Annotated in this window: 26 protein-coding genes; 21 read left to right on the forward strand and 5 right to left on the reverse strand. The window is 36.1% G+C overall.

Annotation, left to right across the window (positions count from 1 at the left end; translation table 11 throughout):
* The first annotated feature begins 5 nt into the window (after positions 1-5).
* The 6 genes from RBU59_RS15560 to RBU59_RS15585 all read left to right on the forward strand — a co-directional run bounded on the left by RBU59_RS15560 (position 6) and on the right by RBU59_RS15585 (position 5,805).
* Positions 6-1,019 carry an FHA domain-containing protein gene (locus RBU59_RS15560; RefSeq protein ID WP_308143429.1) on the forward strand — a complete coding sequence of 338 codons (1,014 nt, stop codon included), beginning with the start codon at positions 6-8 and terminating at the stop codon, positions 1,017-1,019.
* 301 nt (positions 1,020-1,320) lie between these two features.
* Positions 1,321-1,530, forward strand: a complete 210-nt coding sequence (locus RBU59_RS15565) for a hypothetical protein (RefSeq protein ID WP_308143430.1) — start codon at positions 1,321-1,323, stop codon at positions 1,528-1,530.
* A gap of 43 nt (positions 1,531-1,573) precedes the next feature.
* Positions 1,574-1,837: a hypothetical protein gene (locus RBU59_RS15570; protein ID WP_308143431.1), complete on the forward strand. Its 264-nt coding sequence runs from the start codon at positions 1,574-1,576 to the stop codon at positions 1,835-1,837.
* A 254-nt stretch (positions 1,838-2,091) separates the two neighbouring features.
* Positions 2,092-3,582: a glycerol kinase GlpK gene (glpK, locus tag RBU59_RS15575; protein WP_308143432.1), complete on the forward strand. Its 1,491-nt coding sequence runs from the start codon at positions 2,092-2,094 to the stop codon at positions 3,580-3,582.
* Between the two features lie 135 nt (positions 3,583-3,717).
* Positions 3,718-4,803 carry a rhomboid family intramembrane serine protease gene (locus tag RBU59_RS15580; RefSeq protein ID WP_308143433.1) on the forward strand — a complete coding sequence of 362 codons (1,086 nt, stop codon included), beginning with the start codon at positions 3,718-3,720 and terminating at the stop codon, positions 4,801-4,803.
* A gap of 3 nt (positions 4,804-4,806) precedes the next feature.
* Positions 4,807-5,805: an SCP2 sterol-binding domain-containing protein gene (locus tag RBU59_RS15585; protein ID WP_308143434.1), complete on the forward strand. Its 999-nt coding sequence runs from the start codon at positions 4,807-4,809 to the stop codon at positions 5,803-5,805.
* 181 nt (positions 5,806-5,986) lie between these two features.
* Here RBU59_RS15585 and RBU59_RS15590 read toward each other — a convergent pair whose 3' ends face one another.
* Positions 5,987-6,730: a sensor histidine kinase gene (locus RBU59_RS15590; RefSeq protein ID WP_308143435.1), complete on the reverse strand. Its 744-nt coding sequence runs from the start codon at positions 6,728-6,730 to the stop codon at positions 5,987-5,989.
* Positions 6,731-6,892: 162 nt separating this feature from the next.
* On the opposite strand from RBU59_RS15590, the gene RBU59_RS15595 reads away from it, so the two are divergent.
* Positions 6,893-7,309, forward strand: coding sequence for an HIT family protein (locus RBU59_RS15595; protein WP_308143436.1), 417 nt, complete (start codon positions 6,893-6,895; stop codon positions 7,307-7,309).
* Between the two features lie 368 nt (positions 7,310-7,677).
* Here the strand turns inward: RBU59_RS15595 and RBU59_RS15600 are convergent, their stop codons facing one another.
* Both RBU59_RS15600 and RBU59_RS15605 read right to left on the reverse strand, forming a co-directional pair.
* Positions 7,678-8,742: an undecaprenyldiphospho-muramoylpentapeptide beta-N-acetylglucosaminyltransferase gene (locus RBU59_RS15600; RefSeq protein ID WP_308143437.1), complete on the reverse strand. Its 1,065-nt coding sequence runs from the start codon at positions 8,740-8,742 to the stop codon at positions 7,678-7,680.
* Positions 8,743-8,745: 3 nt separating this feature from the next.
* The gene (locus tag RBU59_RS15605) at positions 8,746-8,985 is read right to left on the reverse strand and encodes a TIGR03905 family TSCPD domain-containing protein (protein ID WP_308143438.1); all 240 of its coding nucleotides are present in this window, start codon (positions 8,983-8,985) and stop codon (positions 8,746-8,748) included.
* 309 nt (positions 8,986-9,294) lie between these two features.
* Here RBU59_RS15605 and RBU59_RS15610 point away from each other — a divergent pair, with 309 nt between their 5' ends.
* The 3 genes from RBU59_RS15610 to RBU59_RS15620 all read left to right on the forward strand — a co-directional run bounded on the left by RBU59_RS15610 (position 9,295) and on the right by RBU59_RS15620 (position 13,541).
* Complete coding sequence (locus RBU59_RS15610; protein WP_308143439.1) at positions 9,295-9,993, forward strand: 5'-methylthioadenosine/adenosylhomocysteine nucleosidase; 699 nt, start codon at positions 9,295-9,297, stop codon at positions 9,991-9,993.
* Between the two features lie 247 nt (positions 9,994-10,240).
* Positions 10,241-11,656 (forward strand): hypothetical protein, encoded by a 1,416-nt coding sequence (locus RBU59_RS15615; RefSeq protein ID WP_308143440.1) that lies wholly within the window; start codon positions 10,241-10,243, stop codon positions 11,654-11,656.
* Between the two features lie 538 nt (positions 11,657-12,194).
* Positions 12,195-13,541 carry a glucose-6-phosphate isomerase gene (locus tag RBU59_RS15620; protein ID WP_308143441.1) on the forward strand — a complete coding sequence of 449 codons (1,347 nt, stop codon included), beginning with the start codon at positions 12,195-12,197 and terminating at the stop codon, positions 13,539-13,541.
* Between the two features lie 176 nt (positions 13,542-13,717).
* On the opposite strand, the gene RBU59_RS15625 is transcribed toward RBU59_RS15620, so the two are convergent.
* Both RBU59_RS15625 and RBU59_RS15630 read right to left on the reverse strand, forming a co-directional pair.
* On the reverse strand, positions 13,718-14,716 hold the full coding sequence (locus tag RBU59_RS15625; protein WP_308143442.1) for a M15 family metallopeptidase: 999 nt from the start codon (positions 14,714-14,716) through the stop codon (positions 13,718-13,720).
* A 17-nt stretch (positions 14,717-14,733) separates the two neighbouring features.
* Positions 14,734-15,003, reverse strand: a complete 270-nt coding sequence (locus RBU59_RS15630) for a hypothetical protein (protein WP_308143443.1) — start codon at positions 15,001-15,003, stop codon at positions 14,734-14,736.
* 261 nt (positions 15,004-15,264) lie between these two features.
* Here RBU59_RS15630 and RBU59_RS15635 point away from each other — a divergent pair, with 261 nt between their 5' ends.
* The 11 genes from RBU59_RS15635 (at position 15,265) to RBU59_RS15685 (ending at position 26,380) form a co-directional block, all read left to right on the forward strand.
* Complete coding sequence (locus RBU59_RS15635) at positions 15,265-15,984, forward strand: DUF554 domain-containing protein (protein WP_308143444.1); 720 nt, start codon at positions 15,265-15,267, stop codon at positions 15,982-15,984.
* A gap of 58 nt (positions 15,985-16,042) precedes the next feature.
* A complete protein-coding gene (locus RBU59_RS15640; protein WP_308143445.1) occupies positions 16,043-16,309 on the forward strand; it encodes a hypothetical protein in 267 nt (88 codons plus the stop codon).
* A gap of 243 nt (positions 16,310-16,552) precedes the next feature.
* Entirely contained in the window at positions 16,553-17,068 is a 516-nt protein-coding gene (locus tag RBU59_RS15645) for a transcription repressor NadR (RefSeq protein WP_308143446.1), read from the forward strand.
* Positions 17,069-17,182: 114 nt separating this feature from the next.
* Positions 17,183-18,751 (forward strand): DNA polymerase III subunit gamma/tau, encoded by a 1,569-nt coding sequence (gene dnaX, locus RBU59_RS15650; protein WP_308143447.1) that lies wholly within the window; start codon positions 17,183-17,185, stop codon positions 18,749-18,751.
* A gap of 20 nt (positions 18,752-18,771) precedes the next feature.
* Positions 18,772-19,125 carry a YbaB/EbfC family nucleoid-associated protein gene (locus RBU59_RS15655; RefSeq protein ID WP_161837051.1) on the forward strand — a complete coding sequence of 118 codons (354 nt, stop codon included), beginning with the start codon at positions 18,772-18,774 and terminating at the stop codon, positions 19,123-19,125.
* Positions 19,125-19,721: a recombination mediator RecR gene (gene recR, locus RBU59_RS15660; RefSeq protein ID WP_308143448.1), complete on the forward strand. Its 597-nt coding sequence runs from the start codon at positions 19,125-19,127 to the stop codon at positions 19,719-19,721. Before RBU59_RS15655 ends, recR begins: the two co-directional genes overlap by 1 nt.
* Before the next feature lie 616 nt (positions 19,722-20,337).
* Positions 20,338-22,386, forward strand: a complete 2,049-nt coding sequence (locus RBU59_RS15665; RefSeq protein ID WP_308143449.1) for a beta-galactosidase — start codon at positions 20,338-20,340, stop codon at positions 22,384-22,386.
* Positions 22,387-22,424: 38 nt separating this feature from the next.
* Complete coding sequence (locus tag RBU59_RS15670) at positions 22,425-23,744, forward strand: ABC transporter substrate-binding protein (RefSeq protein ID WP_308143450.1); 1,320 nt, start codon at positions 22,425-22,427, stop codon at positions 23,742-23,744.
* Between the two features lie 77 nt (positions 23,745-23,821).
* The gene (locus RBU59_RS15675; protein WP_308143451.1) at positions 23,822-24,703 is read left to right on the forward strand and encodes a carbohydrate ABC transporter permease; all 882 of its coding nucleotides are present in this window, start codon (positions 23,822-23,824) and stop codon (positions 24,701-24,703) included.
* A gap of 11 nt (positions 24,704-24,714) precedes the next feature.
* Positions 24,715-25,539: a carbohydrate ABC transporter permease gene (locus RBU59_RS15680; RefSeq protein WP_308143452.1), complete on the forward strand. Its 825-nt coding sequence runs from the start codon at positions 24,715-24,717 to the stop codon at positions 25,537-25,539.
* Between the two features lie 31 nt (positions 25,540-25,570).
* Positions 25,571-26,380, forward strand: a complete 810-nt coding sequence (locus RBU59_RS15685) for a response regulator transcription factor (protein ID WP_308143453.1) — start codon at positions 25,571-25,573, stop codon at positions 26,378-26,380.
* Positions 26,381-26,382: the final 2 nt, after the last annotated feature.

Raw genomic sequence — 26,382 nt, forward strand, 5'->3', positions numbered from 1 at the left:
ATAATATGGTAGCTCAAAATATAAAACACCGTAATATTAATAGTAAGCATAATAAAACACAAAATATAATGAGTTCATTAAAGAACTGTTTAAGGTCATGGATTGATAACAGCAATAAGAATAAAGATAAAGTTCAGAATACGGCTGGAACACAGGAAGAAATAGAAGTAGACAGGGAGATCTGTTATTTTGGGTGGAAAATATATACACTGGCATCTGTCTCTGTTTTCGTTGGGGTTTTAACTTTTATATTTGCGTTACAGTTAAAATTATTGCATAATTCCTTTGGTACACACATTGATATGTTAAAACTCATCTGCTGTATAATTATTATAAGTTCTATTGAAGTGTTTATATTTATGAAATTATTTGATAAAAACAATAAACTCACCCGGATAAAAACGGAAGTGGAATACAGGGAGCCGTACGAAAACCAGCAAAGCATGGAGATTCATCAGTCAGATACAATTAATCAACTGAATTCATATTGTCAACCAGATATAATTCCTCAACAGTCATGCTCATACTATCAACGGGATACATTCTTTCAATCTGATCCATCCTTTCAAACCGAGTCATGTGATGAAGTAATAATACCAAAGAAGAATACTAAAGTTGATATGATACATGGTGAGACCCAGGTTTTATGGAGTGAACAGGATAATTCTGAGCAGGACAAAACTGTAATACTGTCAAAGATTATTCCAGCTATTAGTTATTTTCTGATTCCTTTGAATGATTCGGATGATAAAAAGATAATTGTGGATCGTTTCCCGTTTGTAATTGGTAAGCAAAAAACAGGAATAGATTTTACTGTAGAAAATATATCGGTAAGCCGCCGTCATGTGAGGTTTACAAGAGAGGAAAAGGGAGTATACCTTACCGATTTAAATTCAACCAACGGAACCTTTTTAAATGGAATCAAATTAACGGAAAATAGACCTTATCTGATTACAGATAAAGATGAAATCATGTTATCACAATTAAAATATGTATGGTCAGTCAGTAGTAAAGTGTAGGGAGGGAGTTTAATTACAAGTTAAATTGTACTTCTCTTGTAGAAATAATGAATATGGTATTATTTAAATAGATTTTCGATATATTATTGTATATTATTGACAATTTAGGCGGTTTTAGTATATTATAACAATATATATTGGTAATTTATAGAAATTTAATATTTTCTTTTGATTAATATTATCTAATGGATGGAAGGTGATATAAACAAATAACTAATCGTACTTTTCAGCTAGTTGTTTGTTAAAAAACTGAATATGTTTCCGTATATATATTTTATTTTTTAAAATCAAGGAGTAACATATGAAGAAAAAAATAATAAAATGTGTAATCCTTAGCTTTTTTTCTTATCCTATTGGTATAATTTTTGCAGTATTAATGAGCTATATAAGACTTTTATTTCCAGTAATGATTCGCTCTTTTATTAGCAAGGAAGATATTATAGTATCTACAGTTATAACAATTAATACAATAGTTTTAATATGTGCAGGTTATATTATTACAACTAAATAAAATGAATAAAAGAGTATATTTAAATATGATAGGAGTTGGTTATATGAAAAATAAAATTAAAATAGTAATAACATTTGCTTTATGTCTTATTTTTTCACTTTCAATTAAATCAATAGCATGTGCCCAAGAGTATAGTACCGATAATCAAGATGATATAAAAACCCAAATAGAACGAGATAATGAAAGGGCAAATCAGTTATGGCAAAAAGCTATAAGTAAAGGCGGACCGGTGTACTCATCAGATGATTTATCGACTATTATACCTTATTCTTATACAACCATTAAAGGAACTATGGGGAGCAATTAACTTAAAATTAAATTTTTATAGTTGCATTTACCAGTATCTTTTTAAAATCCCGGTTATACTGATAGGTAAGAGTTTATGTACCTTAATGTATGACTGGGATTTTGCTTTAGTAATATTATTTTATAGAGCAAATAGCTTTTTATAATTGGAAGTTCCCTTGTATTAAAAGCGAAAGAATAGTATAATCTAGCATAAGGAATCGTTTATTCCATTGTTTTTTAGGTATAAAAACATTAATTATGGAGGGAATTTACGTGAAAAAATATGTAATGGCGTTGGACCAGGGAACCACCAGTTCCAGATGTATACTATTTGATAAAAGGGGGCAAATTCTTAGTATTGCGCAGAAGGAATTTGAACAGATCTATCCGGTTGCCGGTTGGGTGGAACATAATCCTATGGAGATTTGGTCATCGCAGATTAGTGTAGCAGCAGAGGCCATGGCTAAAGTCGGAGCAAATGCGGAGGAAATTGTTTCGATCGGAATTACAAATCAAAGGGAAACAACGATTGTATGGAATAAATATACCGGTGAGCCTGTTTACAATGCTATTGTGTGGCAGTGCAGAAGAACCTCGGATATGATTCAGGAAATAAAAAAATCCGGGTTTGATAAGGTTATTCGCAACAAAACCGGTTTAATTCCAGATGCATACTTTTCCGGTACGAAAATTAAATGGATATTAGATCATGTAGAGGGTGCAAGAAAAGAAGCTGAGGCAGGTAATCTATTATTTGGTACGGTTGATACCTGGTTAATATGGAATCTTACAAAAGGAAGAGTGTATGTCACTGACTATACCAATGCTTCCAGAACGATGTTGTTTGATATTCATAAATTGCAATGGGATGAAGAAATTCTAAATAAATTAAATATTCCAAGGTCCATGCTTCCGGAAGTAAAACCCTCCAGTTATATTTACGGACATACGGATTCAGGACTATTAGGCGGCACGATACCTATCGCAGGGGTAGCAGGTGATCAACAGGCAGCTTTATTTGGCCAATGCTGTTTCGAGCAGGGAGAAGTTAAGAATACCTATGGAACAGGTTGCTTTTTACTTATGAATACCGGAGAGGAAGCGATTTTATCCCAAAATGGTTTATTAACCACCATAGCGGCAAGTGAAAAGGATAAGGCGCAGTACGCCTTAGAGGGCAGTGTATTCGTTGCAGGAGCAGCGATTCAATGGCTTCGTGATGAGCTGGGTATCATAAAAACAGCAGCTCAATCGGAAGAATTGGCTGCCTCAGTAAAAGACAGCAGTGGTGTTTATGTGGTTCCTGCTTTCTCGGGACTTGGCGCACCCTATTGGGATCAGTATGCAAGAGGTACCATAGTGGGCATAACGAGAGGTTTTAATAAAGAACATTTAGTTCGTGCAACGTTAGAGTCTATAGCTTATCAGACTTATGATGTACTAAAAGCTATGGAACAGGATGCAGGAAATACTTTAAAAACTTTAAAAGTAGATGGAGGTGCCTCTTCCAATAATTTTCTTTTGCAGTTTCAGGCAGACATACTGGATGTGGTTGTACATAGACCTTCCTGTATTGAAACCACGGCATTGGGAGCAGCATATCTGGCAGGCCTGGCTACGGGTTACTGGAAAGATAAAGGCGAAATTAAAGAGAACTGGGCTTTATCCAAAACCTTTACACCGGATATGATTAAAGAGCAGAGAGACCAACTAATACACGGATGGAAGAGGGCAGTACAACGTTCTTTTGAATGGACGGAATAAATTAGCCAGAATATATAGTAGAGTCCTATCTATAAACTTATAATATTTACGGGCACCGCCTTTAATCAGAAGATTGAACACCAATCCAGATAACATATTCGATAGGGCATCTATTATTTAAAGGAATATATTTGTATGATCATTGAGAAAATCAGAGACAAACTAGTTGATAAAGGATTTCAGAAGGTGGAGGTAAATGTCAACGGCATTTATCTTTTTTATCATGCCTATGACCAGTCAATTAATTTATTTGTAATATTTGACTTCCAATCAGGTACTGAATTTACTTATGACCAGTTTAAAAATATTCAAACACAGCTATATAAAAATTATTCGGAAAGAGGATTTACCGCTATCTACATTCAGGTTATAATCTGTACCGACAACGTGGAAGCCGCGCGTAACTTTACATTAAGCGGAAAGAATGTATGGATTATTGATACCTCAAATGTCAGATTAATTATTTATGAGGATCAGAATCCGGATTTTATGGGTATTCGTAGTGACTTAGAGGATATTCTATTAAGTCTGCAAATCTCCGGAATGGGGGCTGCCTTTACAGAACCATTTCTTAATACTCCTGATGAATACAAGAAAAATACAGTAAGCGGATCTTTTTGGACAAAATATTTTGCAAAGTGTAATACCTTTCTGGTATTTCTAAATATACTTGTGTTTTTTATCCTGGAAAAAGGTTATACCCCCTTTATAAATAATGGTATTGTAGATGCAGGGGCATTATATTGGCCTGCAATAAAATATCAGGAGGAATATTACCGTTTATTTACTTATATGTTTTTGCATGGGGGTATGGAACATTTAACTAATAATATGATTGTGCTGCTTATTATTGGTGATAATGTGGAAAGGGCCTCCGGTAAGTGGAAATACTTATTAATCTATTTTGGTTCAGGAATTATTGCAGGGATTGCATCCATGAGTTATAATATGGTAAATAATTTAAATACCATTTCTATTGGTGCTTCCGGTTCAATATTCGGAGTGGTAGGCGCTATGGCATATATAGTTACTGTAAATAAAGGCCGGCTGGAGGATATTAGTACCAGGCAGATTATACTATTCGTAATATTCAGTTTATATGGCGGACTGACAAGTCAGGGAGTGGATAATGCTGCTCATATCGGGGGACTGCTGGCTGGTATTATACTTGCAGCTATCTTGTATCGTAAACAAAAGAAAAAGAAACCGGAAAGGGGTTAAAGCATGAATGTAAATATATATTATGGCGGAAGGGGACTGATAGAGGACCCGACTATATACGTTATTAATAAATTAACCGAGGTATTAAATGAAATTCGTGTTAATGTTGTCAGGTATAACCTATACGAAGAAAAAAATGCAATAGCTGTTTTGCCTAAGACCTTAAAAGAAGCTGATGGTGTTATACTGGCTACAACAGTGGAGTGGATGGGTATTGGCGGGTATATGCAGCAATTTTTGGATGCCTGCTGGCTTTATGCAGATAAGGAACATATCAGTAAATTATACATGCTTCCTGTGGTTATGGCAAATTCTTACGGTGAAAGGGAAGCTGAATTATATTTAATTAAAGCCTGGGAAATGCTTGGGGGAATTGCCTGCAATGGTCTGCATGCTTATGTAGAGGATCATGTAGATTTTGAAACGAATGCTGCATATGGGCAGATTATTGAGAAGCAGGCAGAGTCATTCTATAAGATAATTAATCAGAAAACCAAGATGCTCCCGGTAAGTAATTCAATTATTCGAAACAATGTTTTAAGATCTGCATCCATTGATTTAACGCCTCAGGAAAGCGAACAATTGTCCATGTATGTATCGGATGATACCTATGTCAAAAAACAAAAAGAGGATATTGAGGAATTAGCCCAAATATTTAAGGGAATGCTTGGCAGTCAGGTAAATGATAATCATCAGGAGTTTATTCGAAACCTGAAAGAGAATTTCCATCCTCTGAAAGAATTTAAAGCCATTTATGCTATTACAATAACGGATACGGATAAGACATTGGTTATAGAAGTTGACGGAATAAAATTGAATTGCTTTTATGGGGAAAAAGAAGACGTCGATGTTAATGCTAAAACGACATATGATATTATTAATAAAATAATTAGCGGCCGCATGACGATGCAGAGAGCTTTTATGTCGGGTGATCTTACGGCAAAAGGTAATTTTAAAACACTACGAACTTTTGATCAGGTATTTCAATTTAATATTTTATAAATATTGATATATACTAACTTTGTAAGCAGGCTTAAATAGTCGCAAATTTCAAAGGATTAGCTATTAAGCTAATCCTTTGAAATTAACAGGTATTTGGGATCAAAATTATGTAAAGTGAGATTATGTCCTGAACATCAGAATAAGCAGTATGGGGGGAGTTCCCATATTGTTTAAACAGTTGTTATTCAAATAGGGGCAATTGGATAATAAAGCTTGTTTTTTCCTCAGAAGAGGTCACTTCGATCGTGCCGTTATGAGCTGCTATGATATTGGAAGAAATCGCTAGTCCAAGACCGGAACCACCAGACTTATAGGTTACAAAAGGTCTGAAAATAGTGGGCAATTCATCAGGGGGTATCATTTTACCGTTATTTTGGACTTCAATTGTCAGAAGTGATGGTGCAAATACTTTGCAAACTATGTTAATATAGCAGCCGCTTTCCGATGCTTCAAAAGCGTTACGAATTAAATTCGTAAAGACTTGGCTAATTTTAACTGAGTCTAAGGGATAGCTGATATAGTAGGGGATATCAGCTTCTGCTATCGTTAATGACAATTCAATACCGTTTTGCTCGGCTAGGGGTCGAAAGGTGCTTACTATCGATTTGAGTAAAAGAAGGAAATTTTGCTTTTGTTTGTTAACAGCCTCACTGTGATTGAATTTGCTAACCTCTATTAATAAAGTTTCTAATCCGTCAATATCTTCCTTTAATTGATTCCAGTATTTAAAACCCTTAACTTCAGGATTTGCGGTTTCAATTAATTGTGCAGTACTTTTAATTAGGGTTAGGGGGTTACGTATCTCATGTGAGATTTGTGAGGTAAGAAGCTTACTTTCATTTGTAACTTTGTTAAAATAATAAGCAAAATCATTGTTAGAATTTACTAATTCTGTTAGCTTTTGTTGTTCTTCCTTCGTAAACATTTTGTTCACCTCCTGAGCTAATAGTAGCAGAATATGGTGCATTATACAATAAAATCTCATTTACAAGAAACGACAGTAAACACTTTTAAAATACTTAATAAGAGATTATAAATGAAACAAAAATTGTAGAATTTTATATTATAAGATTTTGGAGGCAGAAATATGAATAATAATTGTATATTTTGTAAGATTATTGGGAATGAAATTTCTTCTGTTTCGCTGTATGAAGATGACGATTTTAAGGTAATAATGGATATTTCCCCCGCAGTGAAAGGACATGCCGTCTTGATACCGAAAAAACATATTGCCAATATTTTTGAAATGGATGAGAATACCGCATCTAAAATTTTCGTTGTTGCAGCTAAAGTAGCAAAAGCCATGCAAGAAGAGCTTAAGTGTGACGGGCTTAATATTCTGCAGAACAATGGAGAAGCAGCGGGACAGACAGTTTTTCATTTACACATGCACCTGATCCCCAGATATTTAAACGATACCGTACGTATTACCTGGGCACACGACAGTTACAAAACCGGAGAAGCAGAGGTGATTGCCGCTGCGATAAATAAGAGAATCAAATAAATTGATATTACGTTTAAGAAACTTTTTATAGCAAAAAGCTGCCCTCCATCAATCGGTTTTAACCCTTTTATCAGATCTCTTCTAACAGATGGAGATTAGGTTAACCGGTTTATGCGTGGCAGCTTTTTCCTGTATATATGACATATTAAATAGCACAGACTCATACCGGACAGGCGCAGAAACAAAGTGACAGCGCGTCAGCACTAGAGTCTTTAAAGCCAGACTCTTTCTTGTTGCATAGGAAAGTTCTTCGAACTTACCTATGCAATAAAAAAGCCTTCCAGGCAGGATGCGCATGACGCACTTAAGGAAGATGTCACTGTCGTGACAGTGCGTCAGCGCTAGAGTTTGGCGAGCCAGACTCTTTCTTATTTAGAAACTTCAATAATTAACTGTATAATTGTTTCAATGGAGTTATTTAAATTACTCTGATTCATGGCATCCGTATATACTTTTCTATTACTATAAACGGTTTCAACTGCATTTAATAAGGATTCCCCGTTCAAAGCCTCTTCTTTTAAAACATAGCTGTATCCTTGCCGTTCAAAAGATTCTGCATTTAAAATCTGATCACCGCGGCTTGACGCTGCGGATAACGGTATCAGAATATGCGGTTTTCTAAGTGCCAGTAACTCGCAGATAGCGTTAGCACCGGCTCTTGAGATCACAACATCGGCAGCATCCAAAAGATCACTTAATTCTTTTTTGATATATTCATACTGAACATAACCGGACGTGTTAGCATATTTCTCATCTACTTTATCTTTACCGCATAAATGAACTACCTGATACTTCTCTAGCAGGGCAGGAAGAATTGACCTTACCGCTTCATTTACAACTACGGAGCCGGTACTGCCGCCTACTACAAGGAGAACCGGTTTATTGCGGCTGAAACCGCAAAAATCCAGGCCCATCATTTTATTACCGGAAAACAGTTCCTGTCTTATGGGAGTACCGGTTAATATAGCCTTCCCCTCCGGCAAATATTTTACCGTTTCCGGGAAGTTGGCGCATACTCTTTTGGCAGAGGGTATGCATATTTTGTTAGCCAGTCCCGGTGTCATATCCGATTCGTGAATAATAACCGGAATACCTTTTCTTTTTGCAGCCAAAACGACAGGAACTGCAACAAAACCTCCTTTTGAAAAAACAACATCAGGTTTTAAGTGTTTCATTAGCTTAACTGCTTCAAGATAACCTTTCATTACCTTAAAGGGATCACTGAAATTTTTGGGATCAAAATATCGTCTTAATTTACCGGAGGAAATGCCGTAATAAGGAATATTAAGTTCCTCAATTAACTTTTTCTCAATTCCATCATAGGATCCGATGTAATTAACTTCATATCCTTCTCTCTTAAGTGCAGGCAGCAGGGCTATGTTAGGTGTTACATGTCCGGCAGTTCCACCACCGGTTAAGACAATACGTTTCATCTCTTATTTCCTCCATTCCTTTAGGGCTTTCGTTAACTGATCCGGACAAGAGGTTGATTTATAACCGCATTTTGTTCCTTCTAATTTGGTTATTACCTCATCAACAGGCATACCTGCCACTAATTTAGAGATGCCGGCTGCATTACCGGAGCATCCTCCTTTAAAATTAACGTTTTTAATTATATTATCCTCTACCTCAAAAGTGATTTCGGTGCAGCATACACCGGAAGCCTTATATACCATAATTGTCAGTCCTTTCTTTATGTACAAAATGATTCATGAATGCTATCAAAACTTGATAAACCCAGGTTCTTTCTTATTATATCATTTTTTAGAGACGGTGCAAGAATGAATTTATGATAAATAGTAAACCGATAGGGCTGACTTGATATATTAGTTATTGTTCACAACACTGCTGTTTAATCAGGCGTGTGAACAGTAATATACATTAAAATAATATGTAGTTAGAAAAATGAATAACCTTGCAGGATCATAATAATTCAGCTATAATACTTTCATTAGATAAAATATGGTATTCTAAGGAGATTAATCATGGATAAAATCGGCATTATTGGTGCGATGGACGAAGAAGTAAATCAGTTAAAAGATAAAATGACCGGAGTTCAGGTTAAAAGTAAAGCAGGGATGGATTTTTATTCCGGTAAATTAGAAGACCGGGATGTTGTGATTGTACGTTCCGGTATAGGAAAAGTAAACGCAGCTGTTTGTACACAGATTCTGGCAGATGAATTTCATATAGATGTGGTTATTAACACAGGTATCGCCGGTTCTTTAAAAGCAGAGATAAATATAGGAGATATGGTGATTTCAACGGATACCCTACAGCATGATGTGGATGCAACCGGATTTGGTTATGCATATGGAGTCATTCCCCGAATGGATACTTCTGTATTTAAAGCCGATGAAAAACTCACGAAAAAAGCACAGGCTGTATGCAGCCTTGTTAATCCGGATATATCCGTATTTCTTGGCCGAATTGTAAGCGGTGATCAATTTATAGGGGATAAGGATAAAAAAACCTGGATAGCGGCACAATTTGATGGGTACTGTACTGAGATGGAAGGTGCAGCGATTGCTCAGACTGCTTATTTAAATAAGATACCTTTCTTAATCGTACGTGCCATATCCGATAAAGCGGATGACAGTGCACATATGGATTATGGACAGTTTGAAGCCGGTGCCATAGCTCATACGGTAAAATTCATAACAGCCCTGGTTACTGATTTATAGAATCCGTAATTATATATTATTAAGAAAATATGGTTGGTTAAAACAACTTTTCATAGACACTATACGACAGGATTAACCAAATTATAAAATAATACAATAAAAACCAATAAAAATAATGGTGAACGAAACAGGCTCATGTGTACCCATGACCGGATTTGTCAACCGATTTTTGGGTCTCCTCTCTTTTCAAATGGAAAGTTATTCGTTATAATAACTGTAAATTAATGGGAAGAAAGGGGACCTTTTTGTGGTACAAGAGTTATTTGACAAAAATATTTTTTCTTACATAATGTTAGCTCTTTGCGCGTGCGGAATATTATTAAAGTTAGTATTAAATCTGGTTTATTCAAGGCTGATTAAAGCTTCTGATAATATGGCAAAGTCAAAGAATAAATTGACTCAAATGATGAAAAAAAAGTTTGAAACCTGCTACAAACTGAAAATTGGTGTGAATAATGTGGATATCTTTGTGGATAAGTATGTTTTTCGCCATAGATTTTGTGGAATTCTTTTATCAACATGGGAAAACATCGGTGGACAAATTTTAATGTTATGTATTTTGATTGGCTCAATCAGTACGATTGTAGGGCTCATTTATGAATGTGGAAAACAACAGATTTTAAGTACATTTTCTGTGGGTATTTTAACTAGCGGGTTGTTGATATTTCTAGAAGGATTAATTAATCTCTCCGGTAGAAAAGAATTAATCCGTCTGAATATGAAAGATTATCTGGAAAATATATTGAAAGTTCGTTTGGAACAGGAACAGGTTACACCTGAATTAATCGAACAATATAAAAAAGAATATCTTCATGAAGAGGAGCAGGCTTTAAATAGTGCCGAACTTCTGGCAGCGGCAAGTGAGAAAGCAGGAAAGCTGACCAGAAAAGAAAAGAAGGACAAGCTCTTAAGACTAAAAGCCGAAAAAAGGAAAGAGAAGCAGCAGCGAAAGGAAGCTATAAAGGCTGAAAAGGTTAATAAAAAAGAAGAAAAACGTCTTGCACAAGAAAAGAAAAAGGCGCTTAAAATTCAGAATAAACAAAAAGCCCGGGAAGAAGAAGAACGAATTAAGCGGGAAACTAAATTAGCCTTAGAAAGAAAAAGAGAAGCAGAAAGAGCTGAAATAGAGCGGATCAAAGCGGAAGTTAAAGCAAATGAGGAACGTAAAAAGGAAGAAAAACTGAAACAGGAAGAAATTAAAAAAGCATTAGTCTTAGAAAAGAAAGTCTTAAAAGAAGAAAAACGCAAAACTCAGCCGATTGAATATAAAACCATTGCACAGGAAAGAAAAGAAAGTTTGAAGAGAGAAATCAGAGAGCGCAGAAATATAGAATCCCATGAAGATGAAAAGGATGTAATTATATATAACAGGGAGGATAAAATAGCAGTTACATTAATGGATGAAAAACCGGCGGCTGAAAAGGAAAAAGGGGTAAAGGCTGCAGTTAATAATCCTGAGAAATTACATACCGAAAAAGCATTTGTTGAAAAAGCAAATGTTGAACTGGCTCATGTAGAGAAACCAAAGGTAGAAAAAGGACAAATTATTAAAACCGGAACAGCTAAAGAAGAAAAAGTAAAACCGGCTGTTAAAAAAGCCAAACAAGCTGTGTCTTTGGATGATAAATTAATTGAAGATATATTAAAAGAATTTTTAGCGTAATATATGGTAATAATTCAGTCACTGCGATACTTTTATATCATACATTTAAATTATATGCTTACAAAGTGGGGCTGCCGCAAATCAAAATGATATACGGCGCCCTTTTTGTTACGGTTCACAGGCAATAAACGCGGCGTGTTTTTTGTGAATGTAGGGAAGCGAAAGTCACTAAAAACCAAAGAATTGAGGCGCCAAAACGCTGCATTTTATTACATAGGAAAATTCTCCGAACTTCCCTATGTAATAAAAAGCCCGACCGGCAGGATGCACATGACGCGTTTAAGGAAGATGTCACTGTCGTGACAGCGCGTCAGCGCTAGAGTCTGGTAAACCAGACTCTTTCTTATTTTGTGTGCATCCCGAAGCGTGTTGTTGTTCACAAAACGGCTGCTTTTTCAGGGGAATGAACAGTAACCCTTTTTCAATATAATACATCCCTTATACAAAAAAAGATATTGATTAACCTGCCTCACTTTGATAGAATAAATAGGAATATGTAATAATAACCCTATAAATGACTATTAAAGGAGTGCATGAAATGAGCAAAGTAACGTTTGATTATTCAGCAGCAAAAGGGTTTATCACCGAAACTGAATTAAAGATGATAGAAAGCATTGCAGAAAACGCAAAAGCAGAGTTACTGAATAAAACAGGTGCAGGAAATGATTTTTTAGGTTGGATTGATTTACCGGTAGATTATGACAAAGATGAATTTAAACGCATTCAGACAGCTGCAGAAAAGATTAAACAAGATTCCGAAGTATTATTGGTAATCGGAATTGGCGGATCTTATTTGGGCGCCAGAGCAGCAATTGAATTCTTAAGACACAGCTTTTATAATTCTGTTTCAAAAGAAATCAGAAAGACACCGGAGATCTATTTTGTAGGTAACAATATCAGCAGTACTTATATCAGCCATTTAATAGAGGTAGTCGGGGACAGAGACTTCTCTATTAATATTATAAGTAAATCCGGTACAACCACGGAACCGGCAATTGCATTCCGTGTATTCAAAAAGTTACTGATTGAAAAGTACGGAAAAGCGGAAGCTGCAAAGAGAATTTATGCAACCACTGATAAAGCGAAGGGAGCCCTAAAGAACCTGGCAACAGAAGAGGGATATGAAAGTTTTGTAGTTCCGGATGATGTAGGCGGACGTTATTCCGTATTAACCGCAGTTGGTTTATTACCAATTGCAGTCAGCGGTGCGGATATAGCTAAATTAATGGAAGGCGCACAGAGTATGAGGGAACGTTGCCTTAACAATTCTTTTGCCTCTAATGATGCCATGCTGTATGCAGCCGTACGTAACATTCTTTTAAGAAAAGGTAAGAACATCGAAATCGTTGCTAACTATGAACCATTTCTTCATTATGTTTCTGAATGGTGGAAACAGTTATATGGTGAGAGCGAAGGAAAAGACCAGAAGGGTATCTTCCCTGCAGCAGTTGATTTAACAACCGATCTTCACTCCATGGGACAATTTATCCAGGACGGACAGAGAACCATGTTCGAAACAGTTATTAATCTTGAAAAATCTCCTGTTGAGATTATTATGGAAGAGGAAGAGGTTGATTTAGACGGCTTAAATTATTTAGCCGGTAAGAGTGTGGATTTTATCAATAAGAGCGCTATGAACGGAACCAGATTGGCTCATACCGACGGAAATGTTCCTAATTTACTGGTTAATCTTCCGGAACAGAATGAATTTTTCTTAGGTGAACTATTCTATTTCTTTGAATTTGCCTGTGGTATCAGCGGTTACATTCTTGGTGTTAATCCATTTGATCAACCGGGTGTAGAAAGTTATAAGAAGAACATGTTTGCACTTCTTGGCAAACCTGGATTTGAAAAACAAAGAGAAGAATTATTAAAGAGATTATAATTTTATATAACATTTATTAGTTTAAAATAGCGGCAGCCTGAAATATAATTTTACTATTTCAAGCTGCCGCTTTTTTACGTTAGGAAAGTTCATTCATTCTATTCGATAAAAACCCTCCGGAGGATGCACCTGACGCGCCAGATGTAGAAGTAACTGAAGTGCCGTGTGTACTTCGATTATAAGCTTTTCTGAAAATGTTGAAAATCAGGTTCAGTTTCCCAAAACCCGCCCCAGGTAAAACCTCTCCTGGTAAAAGCTTTGTAACATAAATCATCCTCATTTATGTAATAAGGGCAGTCCAATGTGCGGTCAGCGTATTTACTTCCCTCTTCAGGCAGTATAATATTTCCTTTATCCGTATACTGGATATAAGGGTTATATAAAGGATTAATATCAATCGCCAATCCAAGTGCATGCCTGGATAAATGGGTAGATCCCGGTACTGCACGGTAATTAAAGGAGGAAGTATTGTTAGCAGCCATTGAAGCATTATCATCCGCATCATATTCATCTACCAATACCATCCGTTCAATGGGATATTTACTTTCATATAATTCGATAAAGATAGAAACAATATCAGAAGCAATTGCTTTATTAACAATTAATTCTCCGATATGGGTTTTTTTATCAAAACCATAATATAATACTCGCAGATATCTTAATTCTTCAAAGGGAACAGTACAGTCTTCTTTGTAGGATTTTCCCAGGATCCTTTCCTTTATATCAGCCTTAATTATTTCAGAATAAAAACAGTTATCCATTAGGTTATCTCCTAGTTCTTTTACCTTTATAACACTACCGGCAGGTATTTTCCGGAGCGCTTCCTTAGTTTTAAATACGGTAACCGTCTCCTGACTTGATTTATCGGTGATATCGTTACTATTATGAGATATAGCTGGTGGTGTTTCGGAGGAGTTATTATCTTGATTTGCAGATATGGAATCTGCTGTTTCTACGGTGTTTTCCTTTTGTCTTTTTTCAGAATTTATTCTGCCCGTATCAGAAATATCCGATTGGGAAGAGGATTCACGGTTTTTGGTATTATCAGAAGTTTCCTGTATCTTGTCTGAATCCTGTATAACAGTAAGTTTATCTAATTTATGAATAACCTGACTCATAAATAAAATAAGCAAGATTAAAATCATTAATACCAGGAAGTTTAACTTTCTCTTCATACTAAATTACCATTTCTTTAACCTTCCTCTATTACATGAATTTCTAAATAATCAAAATCAATTCGATCTATAAAATTATCCTGTGTAAATCTTGTTTTATCATGCTTTTTAAAATCCGCAATGGTGGAATCCAGCCAGATCGGTTTGGATAAATCATAGGTGTAACAGATTTCATCCACAGCAGCAAATATTTTCTGAGTGCGGTTTAAATTTTTATTGTCATTACAGACAACCATATCACGTAACATGCGGTTATCTTTAAATATTTTGGCCCATAACCGGAACATAACATTCTCCATTCATGAAAGGTCAGCAGCCATAATGGCAGCTGTAAAAATAAGTTTCATTTACAAGTTCCTATTATAGCATAACTATATTGAAGATGTATAGCGTTTGGTATGTTATTTCCCTTGCAAATTTATAAAAAAAACTGTATATTTCCGGAATATTCTATTATAATTGTTATGTTTTAATAATTTAATAACTAGAATTGTTATTGGCATACTTAAGGAAAACCATAGATTACATAGGATTACGGAGGAATTATAATGATAGGTGTTTTAATAAATGGCGCGGCTGTTTTATTCGGTGGTTTTATCGGTTTGTTATTTAAAAAAGGTATCCCGGAAAGCATTGAAAAAAGCATGAATAAGGCGCTTGGACTTGTAGTTATTATCATAGGTATCAACGGAGTCATATCTAATATGTTCCGTACCCAGACAGACGGAGTCTTACACTCATCCGGTGAACTGTTATTGGTGGTCAGTTTTACCTTAGGTACATTAGCAGGGGAAATATTTAAGCTGGATGATAAAATAAACGCTTTCAGTAATAAAATTGAACATAAATTTAAAATTCAGGGATTTACAGCCGGTTTTATTACCGCCTCCAGTATATGCTGTATAGGAGCAATGGGGATCATCGGATCCTTGACCAGTGGATTGACGGGAGATAACAGTATCTTAATCACAAAGAGTATATTGGACTTGGTAATTACTATCGTTTTAGCCGCAAGCCTTGGGTTTGGTGTTATGTTTTCCTGTATACCCCTGGTTATCTATCAAGGCAGTATATGTTTATTCGCAGGATTTTTAAGTAATATTTTAGTAGGTGAACTGCTTGCCCAGGTTTGTATGGTTGGATTTACTTTGATAATATGCGTTGGATTGAATCTAATGACCAATATCAAATTTAAAACAGTTAATATGCTGCCGTCCCTTTTGATACCTGTTATTTATTATGGAATCCGTACGCTTTTTAAGTTTTAGCATAATTTATTTGCTAATTGGGAAAAATAAGGGCAAATAAATTAAAGGAGCAAAAGTAATGATTGGATTTCAGCCACAAGAAGCGGATATAGAAAATGATGATTCTATAAAATCAGTTACAGGTATAAAACCCGGAGAGAAAGAAGTACCTGCTCCTAAACCGGGTATAGAGATACCCTCTCCAAATCCCTCTTCCGTACCCAGTCCCCAGCCTGATACTATTGAAAACAGTCCGAAACCGGAAATACAGCCGATACCGGAAGAAACGCCTATACCCGGTACAGTACCTGAAATTTCGCCAGTTCAACCGGTAGAATTATCATAGAATAAAAAATTAGATAGGTAATCAAAAGCGTTCGAATAATTTTCTAAGAAATATTCGGGCGTCTTTTTGATGTAGACTTATCCGCTTTGTTACATATAGTATGGGGGTGAACCGGAATCAAAGTTGTACGTGGGGAATACCTTGCATTTCCAACGAAGATATTATAGAATTATCTTAATAACGGATTTATAACAGAATGAAACTGTTTCGTAATCATCTAAAAGTCAAAGGAGGAGTGTTGTTATGGAAGGGCAGGAACGACGGGACAAAATAATTGAGTTGTTGTATTATGCCAAAGAGCCGATCTCCGGAACGGAACTTGCTAAAAAGCTGGGTGTCAGCAGACAGGTGATTGTACAGGATATCGCTTTGCTGAGGGCAGTAAATAAGAATATATTGTCTACAACAAAGGGGTATATGATATATCTGCAGGAAAAGCAGAAAGTGAACCGCTGCTTTATGGTTAAACATACTACCGATGAGATTGAAGATGAATTATGTGCCATAGTAGATAACGGAGGAAAGATATTAAATGTTATTGTTGCTCATGATCTTTATGGAGAAATAGCTGCGGATTTAATTATAAAAAACCGTCAGGATGTATATGATTTTGTAAAGAAGGTAAAATTTAAAAATACAGTTCCGTTAAAAGAATTAACAGATGGGGTACATCTGCATACAGTGGAAGCTGATTCGGAAGAAATCTTAGATCATATTGAAACAGTATTAAGAGAGAAACAGTATCTGATAGACCCTTGAAGAATAAGATAAATCTTTTGACAATCTGTCGTGATATTGGTAAAATAATAACGAAAGTAAGATAGACAAAGCCGTTAGTCAATACGGCTTATGTTAATAAGAGGAAGTGCAAGCATGTCATATACTGCTCTTTACAGAAAGTTCCGGCCTGGTGATTTTAATGATGTAAAAGGTCAGGATCATATCGTAACTACCTTAAAAAATCAGGTGAAAGCGGACAGGATAGGCCATGCCTATTTATTTTGCGGAACCAGGGGTACGGGTAAGACCACAATAGCCAAGATATTAGGTAAAGCGGTAAATTGTGAGCACCCGGTGGATGGAAACCCCTGTAACGAATGCGCTATGTGCAGATCCATAAACAACCAGACGTCAATGAATGTGATTGAAATAGATGCGGCTTCCAATAACGGTGTGGATAATATTCGTGAGATTATTGATGAAGTAAGGTATTCACCTACAGAGGGAACATATAAGGTATATATTATAGATGAGGTTCATATGCTTTCGGCAGGAGCCTTTAATGCCCTTTTAAAAACCCTGGAAGAACCACCGTCTTATGTTATCTTTATACTGGCGACAACGGAAGCACATAAAATTCCCATAACGATTCTTTCCAGATGCCAGCGGTATGATTTTAAGAGGATCACAATAGATACCATAGCTGCCAGATTAACCGATTTAATAGAACGCGAGGGTGTGGAAGCGGAAGAAAAAGCAGTCCGGTATATTGCCAGAATGGGTGACGGTTCCATGCGTGATGCTCTAAGTCTTTTGGACCAATGCATTGCTTTTTATTTCGGGCAGAAGCTAACCTTTGACAATGTCTTGGAAGTCTTAGGAGCGGTGGATATTGAAGTATTTGCCAGACTGCTTACTATCATTCAAAAAGGTGATGTGACCGGTGCAATGGTACTCTTAGAAGAGCTTATTATTAAAGGTAAGGAATTGACCCAGTTTACGGTAGACTTTACCTGGTATTTACGAAATCTTCTTTTAGTAAAAACATCGGATGAGGTTAATGAGGTCATTGAAGTATCAACAGATAATCTGGTTATCTTAAAACAGCAGGCAGCAGAGATTGATATGGAAACCTTAATACGGTATATCCGAATATTTTCTGATTTATCCAATCAGATTAAATATGCTTCCCAGAAACGAGTCATGGTCGAGGTGGCATTAATTAAATTATGCAAACCTCAGATGGAAACAAATTATGAGGATATTATCAACCGTCTTAAGATAATTGAAAGCAAAATAGAAAACGGTACAATAACGGCTGCAACGGCTGACAGAGATATAAGCATACCGGTAAAGCAGGAGAGGGAAGAAAAGGTACCGATGATACTGCCTAAGGCTATTTCAGAGGACCTGAAGGAAGTAGCAAAAAATTGGCATACTATTGTAGCCGGTACATCCCTTTTAACAAAAGCCTCATTAATGAATGCCAAACCAAGTATCGGAAATAATGATACGCTTCTGCTGGTATTTACCGAATCCATGGATAAAGAACTGATTTCTCAGGAAAATCATATGGAAGAATTAAAAGATGCCATAGCTAAGGTTATAAATAAAAAAGTAGAAGTACAGACAAAACTGTTAACAGGGGGAAAAGAATCGATAGAAGACATCCCGGATTTAACTAAAATAATAAAAAATATAGCGATTGAATATGAGGATTAACAATCGGAAGGAGAATAAACATGGCAAAACGTGGTGGATTTCCGGGAGGAGCTATGCCCGGCAACATGAATAATTTAATGAAACAGGCTCAGAGAATGCAAAAGCAGATGGAAGAGAAAACGAAAGAAATAGAAGAAAAAGAGTGGGAAGCATCTGTTGGCGGCGGTGCAGTTACGGTTAAAGTTTCCGGTAAGAAAGAAATCACCTCTGTAACTCTATCCAAAGACGTAGTAGATCCCGATGACATTGAGATGCTTCAGGATCTTATTATGGCAGCGGTTAATGAAGCATTCCGTAAAATGGAGGATGAATCTCAGGCTGCTATGAGTTCAATCACCGGAGGTCTTGGCGGTTTAGGAGGATTTCCTTTCTAATGAACTATTACAGCAGTCAGATCAGCAAATTAATTGAAGAATTATCCAGGCTGCCGGGGATTGGAGCTAAGACTGCCGGGAGACTGGCATTTCATATTATTAATATGCCACAGGATCAGGTAAATAACTTATCCCAGGCAATAACGGCAGCAAAGCAAAATGTCAGATACTGTTCCAATTGTTATACCCTGACAGATAGTGAGTTATGTCCTATCTGTTCCAGTGAAAAACGAAATCAACATATCATTATGGTAGTTGAGAATCCCAGAGATTTAGCGGCCTATGAAAAGACCGGTAAATTTGAAGGGGTATACCATGTACTTCATGGAGCGATATCACCCATGTTAGGCATTGGTCCGGATGATATTAAATTAAAAGAATTAATACAACGTCTGCAAGGAGATGTTGAGGAAGTTATTATAGCAACGAACTCCAGTCTCGAGGGTGAAACTACCGCTATGTATATCAGCAAACTGATTAAGCCCACCGGAATTAAGGTCAGCCGTATTGCAAGCGGTGTGCCGGTAGGCGGAGATTTGGAGTACATTGATGAAGTAACATTACTTCGTGCGCTGGAAGGGCGAGTGGAATTATAATATACCCTTTTCGATTGTGTCGCGAGCTACATCGTATTATCCAAAAGGCACCCGCAATTATCCTCGTCGACAGTAGAAAATGTAATAAAAAATCATGCGAAAGCAATGCTATCAAAAGCTATAGCAAATTAAAAATGCAGACCTAGATAGGGCCTTAAACTGCCCCGTCTCAGGTCTGTTTTTTTTGTCTTTTCAATTACAGACCACGCGTAGCTTCTAACAATTCAACACAGGAAAATCAAGCATCCTAACTCTTTTCGGCTTTTTGAAAGAAAGAAGAAAGAATGTTACTTCTGAAGAAAAGAAAACCCTTTCCCTCATGAATGAAGGGCCAGGGGGAGTTGAGAGTGCCGGAGGTACTTTGTTCTATGTGTAAGCAAACCACCCGTTTAATGAGTGATCATGATTTGCAAGAGAGTATTAAGTGGATTGCGTCATATTTTGTTATTAATATGACTAGGCTGTAACTGCATTCGAGTATAATTCTGAGAAGTTTGTTTTTTAAACATTTTGGTTTTTTTTGATTGTATTTTAATATAAGTGATTTTGATATAATAAGTTTAAATTAAACAAAGTGCATTTATGATAGCCAATTGAATGAGAGAGGGAAAATAGCATGGAATATTTTGAGGAGATTACTTTAGGAATCTGTTATTATCCGGAACATTGGGATGAAAGCATCTGGAGAGAAGATCTAAAACGAATGTGGGATGGCGGTATCAGAATGATACGTATTGCAGAATTCGCATGGAACAAGTTTGAAATAAAAGAAGGGGTTTTTGACTTTTCCTTTTTTGATCATTATTTAGATGTAGTAGAAGAAACAGATATGAAAGTTATCTTTTGTACACCAACAGCAACACCACCGGCGTGGTTGACCGAGAAATATCCTGAGGTATTGGCAGTAGATCTTGATGGAAGACAATACAAGCATGGAGTAAGAAGACACTATAATTATAATGCACCAATATGGAAAGAAAAGACAAGGATAATTGTGACTGAAATGGCAAAGCACTACGGACACAGGTCATGTATCATTGGTTGGCAGATTGATAATGAGCTTAACTGTGTAGTTGATGAGTTTTATGCTGAGGCAGATCATATAGCATTTAGAGAATTTTTGAAAAATAAATATGGAAACCTTGATGCATTAAACGATGCCTGGGGAACAGTTTTCTGGAATCAGACATATATGGACTGGACAGAAGTGTATTTGCCAAGATATGGGCAAAGAGGTACCTGCAATCCACATTTACAACTGGATTCAATCAGGTTTTTTTCGGCTAGTTGCTTAGAGTATTGTAAACTCCATTCTGATATTTTAAGAAAATATATAGGAAAAGATGTTTTTATTACTACAAACGGTATGTTTAATCATGCGGATTATAAAAAAATGACAAAGGAATCATTAGATTTCTTATCCTATGATTGTTATCCGGCTTTTGGAACAATGAATGGTGCAGATGAATTACATGACAGGAAGTGGAGTATGTATCTTGCAAAAGTAAGGGCTGTATCAAAAAAGTATGGCATAATGGAACAACAATCCGGCCCAGGGGGATGGTATAACTTTCGAATAGCTCCATCACCGAAACCTGGACAGATGCGTTTGTGGGCACTTCAGTCTATTGCTAACGGAGCTGACTTTGTAAGCTTCTTCCGCTGGAGAACCTGTACATTTGGAACGGAAATCTATTGGCATGGAATTTTAGATTATGATAATCGTGATACAAGGCGTTTAAAAGAATTAAAAGACATTGCGGAAGATGTTAAAAAAATTAAAGATTTAGCTGGCAGAGAGTATGAGGCCAAAGTGGCTATCCTTATAGATTATGACAATGAGTGGGATGGTGAACATGATGTTTGGCATGGTCCGATTAGGCGATATTCTAATATGCAACTTTTTAAGGCTTTACAGGAAGAGCATATTCCATTTAATTATTTAAATATGGATGCAGATACTTCTACAGAAGAACTTCAGCAATATGATTTGATATTTGCACCGCATATGAGTATTGTAACTTCATCAGTAGTCGATAAAATCAAACAATATGTAGAGAGAGGCGGGCATTTTATTTCTGGAGCGAGAACGGGCTATAAGGATAAATACGGAAGATGTCCAATGGAAACAATGCCCATTTCTATGCAAGACTTGTTTGGAGTGGAAGTAAAAGATTTTACGTCTGTGAATGAATCAGGACCACAGGAATATGCTTTTTTCGGAAAAGACAAAATAGAAATGCCTCTTTTTAACGATATTTTGCTACCGATTAGTGACAGATGCAAAGTGTTGGCTACGTATGTGGGAGATTATTATGATGGCAGTCCTGCTATAACAGAAAATAGTTATGGATGCGGAAGCGCCATTTACTTTGGTGCGGCCTTTGAGGCAAATGCCACAAAGGTATTACTTCATAATTTCATAGAAGAATGGCAGGAGAATAAGGAGGCAATATTACTGATACATTCATTGGCCTCCATTCCTAAAACCTGTGAAACTTCACTATGCAATAAAGACGGACAGAAGTATTTGTTTATTCTAAATTATGAAAAAGAACCTGCTACAATAAAATTTAACATAGAGGCAGAGGATGTGCTGATAGGTGAAAAAATATGTGGTAACTTTGAATTAGAACCATACGGTGTTATGGTTTTAAGAATATAAAAATTGTAAACTATAAATACAAGGGAGGAAGAAAAAGTATGAAAAGAAAGATGGTAGCATTAGTACTTTTAGTAATGATGGTAGTTAGTAATCTTGCTGGATGCGGTAAGAATACTGGAACAGAAGATGGAACTACAAAAGGAACAGCGGCAACTTCAAGCGGAGAAAAAACACAAATGACGTTGTCTTGCGTGAATGGAGGCAGCAACGAAGTATTTGCACAATTGACGCAGAAATATGTGGATGAATTTAATAAATCAAATGAGTATAATGTTGAAATTATACTAGAAGCTATTCCAAATGAAAATTACAAAACAAAACTAACAACACTTATGGCATCCAATGCACAACCAGATATCTTCTTTACTTGGGAGGCTGGTTTCCTGAAACCAATGGTTGAAGGCGGGAAAGTATATCCGGTAGGTGATATTTTGACAGCAGATGCTGAATGGTATGACAAGTATGATGATAAGAGTATATTTGGACCAGTTACCTATGACAATAAGATTTATGCAGTACCGAATACCAGACAGGTAGTTGTTCTTGCTTGTAACAAGGATCTGTTTGATAAGGCAGGTGCTAAAATCCCTGATGATTATTCGGAATTCCTTGACGCTTGCGATAAGTTAAAGGCAAATGGAATTGCTCCGCTTATTATACCTTGCACTGAAACTTGGTATGCAGGACAGTTTCTACAGCAGCTTGACAACATTGTAGGTGGAAAACAATTATTTGAAGAAACCTGTAAAGCGGGATTTCAATGGAATAATGAGCAGTTTGTTGAAGGCGGCAAAATGCTGAAGAATATCGTTGATAGCGATTATTTGTTAAGCGGTTATCTTGGAATGACACCCAGTGAAGCATTTGAAAAACTGAATAGTAAAGAAGTCGCAATGATGGTGATGATTACGTCTGGTATTGCAGCAATTGATAATGGAGAGAACGCAAAACAGATAGAATTCACAGTATTGCAATCTGATAAAGAAGAAAATAAGGGTGTAAATGTTGGAAGTATTGGTCAGGCACTTGCAATCAGTAGTAAAGCAAAAAATCCTGAAGCGGCAGCAGCTTTCTTAAAGTTATTAGCGGGTGCTGAATACCAGCAGGCGCTTACCGATTTAGGACAGGTAGTTGTAACAAATACAAAAGTAGATACAAGTAATCTAAACCAACTTGCACTAAAGGCACGGGAGGTATTTACCAAGGTCACTTTATATACACCATGGCTAGATCGTATTTATGGTGCTGGTGAGGGTGTAGAATTTAATAATGCGGCAGTTGCAATTATGGGAGGAACAGACCCACAGGAAGCTATGGATAATTTACAACAATTTTCACAAGATAACGCAGTACAGTAACTAGAGACAAAAGAGGCCATCGTTAATGGTTGCGATGGCTCTTTTTATGAAAAGTAACAGAGAGGTGGAAAGGCTTTATGAACCGCGTTTTAAGCAACAAAAAAATTATAGCAATTTTCATACTTCCTACATTGATTTTATATACCATTTTTGTATTAATTCCCATAGGTTATAACGTCTATTTGAGTCTTTACCAGACCGATTTAATAAGTAAAAATAGGTTTATTGGATTTAGAAATTATACAAATTTAATAAGCGATAAAATTTTTTTGCAATCACTAAAGAACAATGGTTTACTTGTATTAGGATCATTGATTGCTCATTTGCCGTTAGCTTTGTTTTTTGGGAATATGATATTCAAGAAAATTCAAGGAAGTCATTTTTTTCAGTCTGTGTTTTTTCTTCCGTCAGTTATCTGTGGAGCTGGTGTTGGAATGTTATTCAATATGGTTTATAATTCTGAGTTTGGTATTGTGAATGCTTTACTAAAAGCAGCTCATCTGGAAAATTGGCAGCATGCATGGTTAAGTGAAGAATCCACAGTAATGATTGCTCTTATAGTAGTGGTTATGTGGAAATATGTAGGATATCATATGGTAATTCAGCTGGCAGCGATGAAATCTATTCCTACCAGCTTGTACGAAGCAGCAGAAATTGATGGTGCTACTTCCTTTCAGCAGTTTACAAAAATAACTTTTCCCCTTATAAAACATGTTATTAAAATTGATACAGTACTAATTATCACTGGTTCTCTGAAATACTTCGATCTAATTTGGTCTATGACAAAAGGCGGTCCAAACCATGCCAGTGAAGTTTTAGCAACCTATATGTATTATCAAGGCTTCAGGACAATGAAATTTGGTTATGCCAGTGCAATTGGTGTTGTACTGTTGGTTTTATGTGTCCTTGTAATTTGGATTGTCAATCATATAATCAAAACAGAAAAAATTTCGTATTAGGAGGAAACAGTATGAAAAAGAAAATAGTCTATGGAATGGAATTGCTCCTGATGTCATTGTTTGCGCTCTGCTGTTTGTATCCACTAATTTGGCTAACACTAAGTTCATTCAAATCAAATAAAGAATTATTTAGTAATACATGGGGATTACCAGCTTCTTTTAGCCTGGAAAATTATAACCGAGCGGTATCAAAAGGTAATCTGGGAATGAGTTATTTGAATTCGGTTATTATTACGGTCTGTGCTGTTGCTCTTGCAGTTTTTTTGGGAGCCATGGTATCATATGGTATAGCGAGATTACGTTTTCGTTCATCAAAAATAGTGAAAAATTTATTTTTGCTTGGTATGAGTATTCCGGCATATGCAGCGATTATTCCACTATTTTCTATGTTTAGTAAAATAGGTCTTTTGGATACTTATGCATCTGTTATTATTGCGCATATGGTGTTCGCTTTTCCCATTACGATTTACATATTGGAAGGGTTTTTTTCAACGATTCCAGAAGAACTGGAGGAAGCAGCAATTGTTGATGGATGCTCTATCATAAGGGGCTATTTTAAGATTATTTTACCTATTGCAAAGCCATCTATTGCAACAGTTGCGGTAATTAATTTTATCAACGCATGGAATGATTTGCTATTCCCGCAGATTTTTCTGACATCAATGGGAAAAATGCCGTTGCCAGTCATTTTGACACAATTTGCAGACTTGGATTCTGTTGATTATTCTGGTATGCTAGCAGCAGTAGTATTGACTGTTATTCCTACAATAGCAGTTTATATATTTTTTCATGACAAGATTATTGAGGGCATGACTGCTGGAGCTGTAAAGGGATAAGCATTTAAGGAAGCGTTCAGGGAGGGTTGCTATGAGAATTTTGATTGCAGATGATGAACAGATAATCCGAGAGGGACTACAGCATCTTAATTGGTTATCTATTGGCTTGAATGTATGTGGAATTGCAAAAAATGGAAAAGAAGCATTACAGCTTGTGGAAAAAGAGAAGCCGGATATTATACTTACAGATATTAGGATGCCAATCATTGACGGAATTGAAATGACAGAACAAATTCTAAAAAAATATCCCTTATGTGCGGTTATTTTCCTGAGCGGATATAAGGATTTTGATTACGCTAAGCGGGGGTTGCAACTTGGTGCTTTTGATTATCTGCTAAAGCCTACTTCGCCGGAGGAAGTTTTTTCTTGTTGTGAGCGTGCAAAAAAACTGATAGAAAAGCAGATTCTCCTTAATAAAAATTACCTGGAATTTAAAAATAAAGCAATTGAGGCAAAAATACAGCAGATACCGGAAGTAGAAACAAAAGAAAAAATGGATCATATTTCTGCAAAAAAAGTGGTAAATTATATTGAAGAACACTACAATGAGGAATTGACACTTACCAGGCTTTCCCAGGAATTTCATTTTAATGCTATTTATATTAACCGTGTCCTAAAAAAAGAAACAAACTATACATTCTTGGAAATTTTGAATAATAAACGAATGCAAGAGGCAATGGAACTGTTGAAACAATCAGAGGTACATTTTGGAGAAGTGGCAAATGCAGTAGGCATTTCAGATCAGAGGTATTTTAGCTCTATTTTTAAGAAATATTTCGGACAATCTCCAAGACAATACCACAATAGCTGGCAACGTGACAAGAAATATATAAGAGGATAATG

This window comes from Anaerocolumna sp. MB42-C2, from assembly GCF_030913705.1.
Taxonomy (GTDB): domain Bacteria; phylum Bacillota; class Clostridia; order Lachnospirales; family Lachnospiraceae; genus Anaerocolumna.

What these genes read in the sequence shown, in the direction of transcription:
- RBU59_RS15585 (WP_308143434.1), top strand. Translation starts at nt 4,807, where the DNA reads ATGAATGTAAATATATATTATGGCGGAAGGGGACTGATAGAGGACCCG.
- RBU59_RS15680 (WP_308143452.1), top strand. Translation starts at nt 24,715, where the DNA reads ATGAAAAAGAAAATAGTCTATGGAATGGAATTGCTCCTGATGTCATTG.
- RBU59_RS15610 (WP_308143439.1), top strand. Translation starts at nt 9,295, where the DNA reads ATGGATAAAATCGGCATTATTGGTGCGATGGACGAAGAAGTAAATCAG.
- RBU59_RS15600 (WP_308143437.1), bottom strand. Translation starts at nt 8,742, where the DNA reads ATGAAACGTATTGTCTTAACCGGTGGTGGAACTGCCGGACATGTAACA.
- recR (WP_308143448.1), top strand. Translation starts at nt 19,125, where the DNA reads ATGAACTATTACAGCAGTCAGATCAGCAAATTAATTGAAGAATTATCC.
- RBU59_RS15580 (WP_308143433.1), top strand. Translation starts at nt 3,718, where the DNA reads ATGATCATTGAGAAAATCAGAGACAAACTAGTTGATAAAGGATTTCAG.
- RBU59_RS15630 (WP_308143443.1), bottom strand. Translation starts at nt 15,003, where the DNA reads ATGTTCCGGTTATGGGCCAAAATATTTAAAGATAACCGCATGTTACGT.
- RBU59_RS15565 (WP_308143430.1), top strand. Translation starts at nt 1,321, where the DNA reads ATGAAGAAAAAAATAATAAAATGTGTAATCCTTAGCTTTTTTTCTTAT.
- RBU59_RS15620 (WP_308143441.1), top strand. Translation starts at nt 12,195, where the DNA reads ATGAGCAAAGTAACGTTTGATTATTCAGCAGCAAAAGGGTTTATCACC.
- RBU59_RS15655 (WP_161837051.1), top strand. Translation starts at nt 18,772, where the DNA reads ATGGCAAAACGTGGTGGATTTCCGGGAGGAGCTATGCCCGGCAACATG.
- RBU59_RS15685 (WP_308143453.1), top strand. Translation starts at nt 25,571, where the DNA reads ATGAGAATTTTGATTGCAGATGATGAACAGATAATCCGAGAGGGACTA.
- dnaX (WP_308143447.1), top strand. Translation starts at nt 17,183, where the DNA reads ATGTCATATACTGCTCTTTACAGAAAGTTCCGGCCTGGTGATTTTAAT.
- RBU59_RS15635 (WP_308143444.1), top strand. Translation starts at nt 15,265, where the DNA reads ATGATAGGTGTTTTAATAAATGGCGCGGCTGTTTTATTCGGTGGTTTT.
- RBU59_RS15560 (WP_308143429.1), top strand. Translation starts at nt 6, where the DNA reads ATGGTAGCTCAAAATATAAAACACCGTAATATTAATAGTAAGCATAAT.
- RBU59_RS15670 (WP_308143450.1), top strand. Translation starts at nt 22,425, where the DNA reads ATGAAAAGAAAGATGGTAGCATTAGTACTTTTAGTAATGATGGTAGTT.
- RBU59_RS15570 (WP_308143431.1), top strand. Translation starts at nt 1,574, where the DNA reads ATGAAAAATAAAATTAAAATAGTAATAACATTTGCTTTATGTCTTATT.
- RBU59_RS15640 (WP_308143445.1), top strand. Translation starts at nt 16,043, where the DNA reads ATGATTGGATTTCAGCCACAAGAAGCGGATATAGAAAATGATGATTCT.
- RBU59_RS15625 (WP_308143442.1), bottom strand. Translation starts at nt 14,716, where the DNA reads ATGAAGAGAAAGTTAAACTTCCTGGTATTAATGATTTTAATCTTGCTT.
- RBU59_RS15665 (WP_308143449.1), top strand. Translation starts at nt 20,338, where the DNA reads ATGGAATATTTTGAGGAGATTACTTTAGGAATCTGTTATTATCCGGAA.
- RBU59_RS15595 (WP_308143436.1), top strand. Translation starts at nt 6,893, where the DNA reads ATGAATAATAATTGTATATTTTGTAAGATTATTGGGAATGAAATTTCT.
- RBU59_RS15590 (WP_308143435.1), bottom strand. Translation starts at nt 6,730, where the DNA reads ATGTTTACGAAGGAAGAACAACAAAAGCTAACAGAATTAGTAAATTCT.
- RBU59_RS15675 (WP_308143451.1), top strand. Translation starts at nt 23,822, where the DNA reads ATGAACCGCGTTTTAAGCAACAAAAAAATTATAGCAATTTTCATACTT.
- RBU59_RS15645 (WP_308143446.1), top strand. Translation starts at nt 16,553, where the DNA reads ATGGAAGGGCAGGAACGACGGGACAAAATAATTGAGTTGTTGTATTAT.
- RBU59_RS15605 (WP_308143438.1), bottom strand. Translation starts at nt 8,985, where the DNA reads ATGGTATATAAGGCTTCCGGTGTATGCTGCACCGAAATCACTTTTGAG.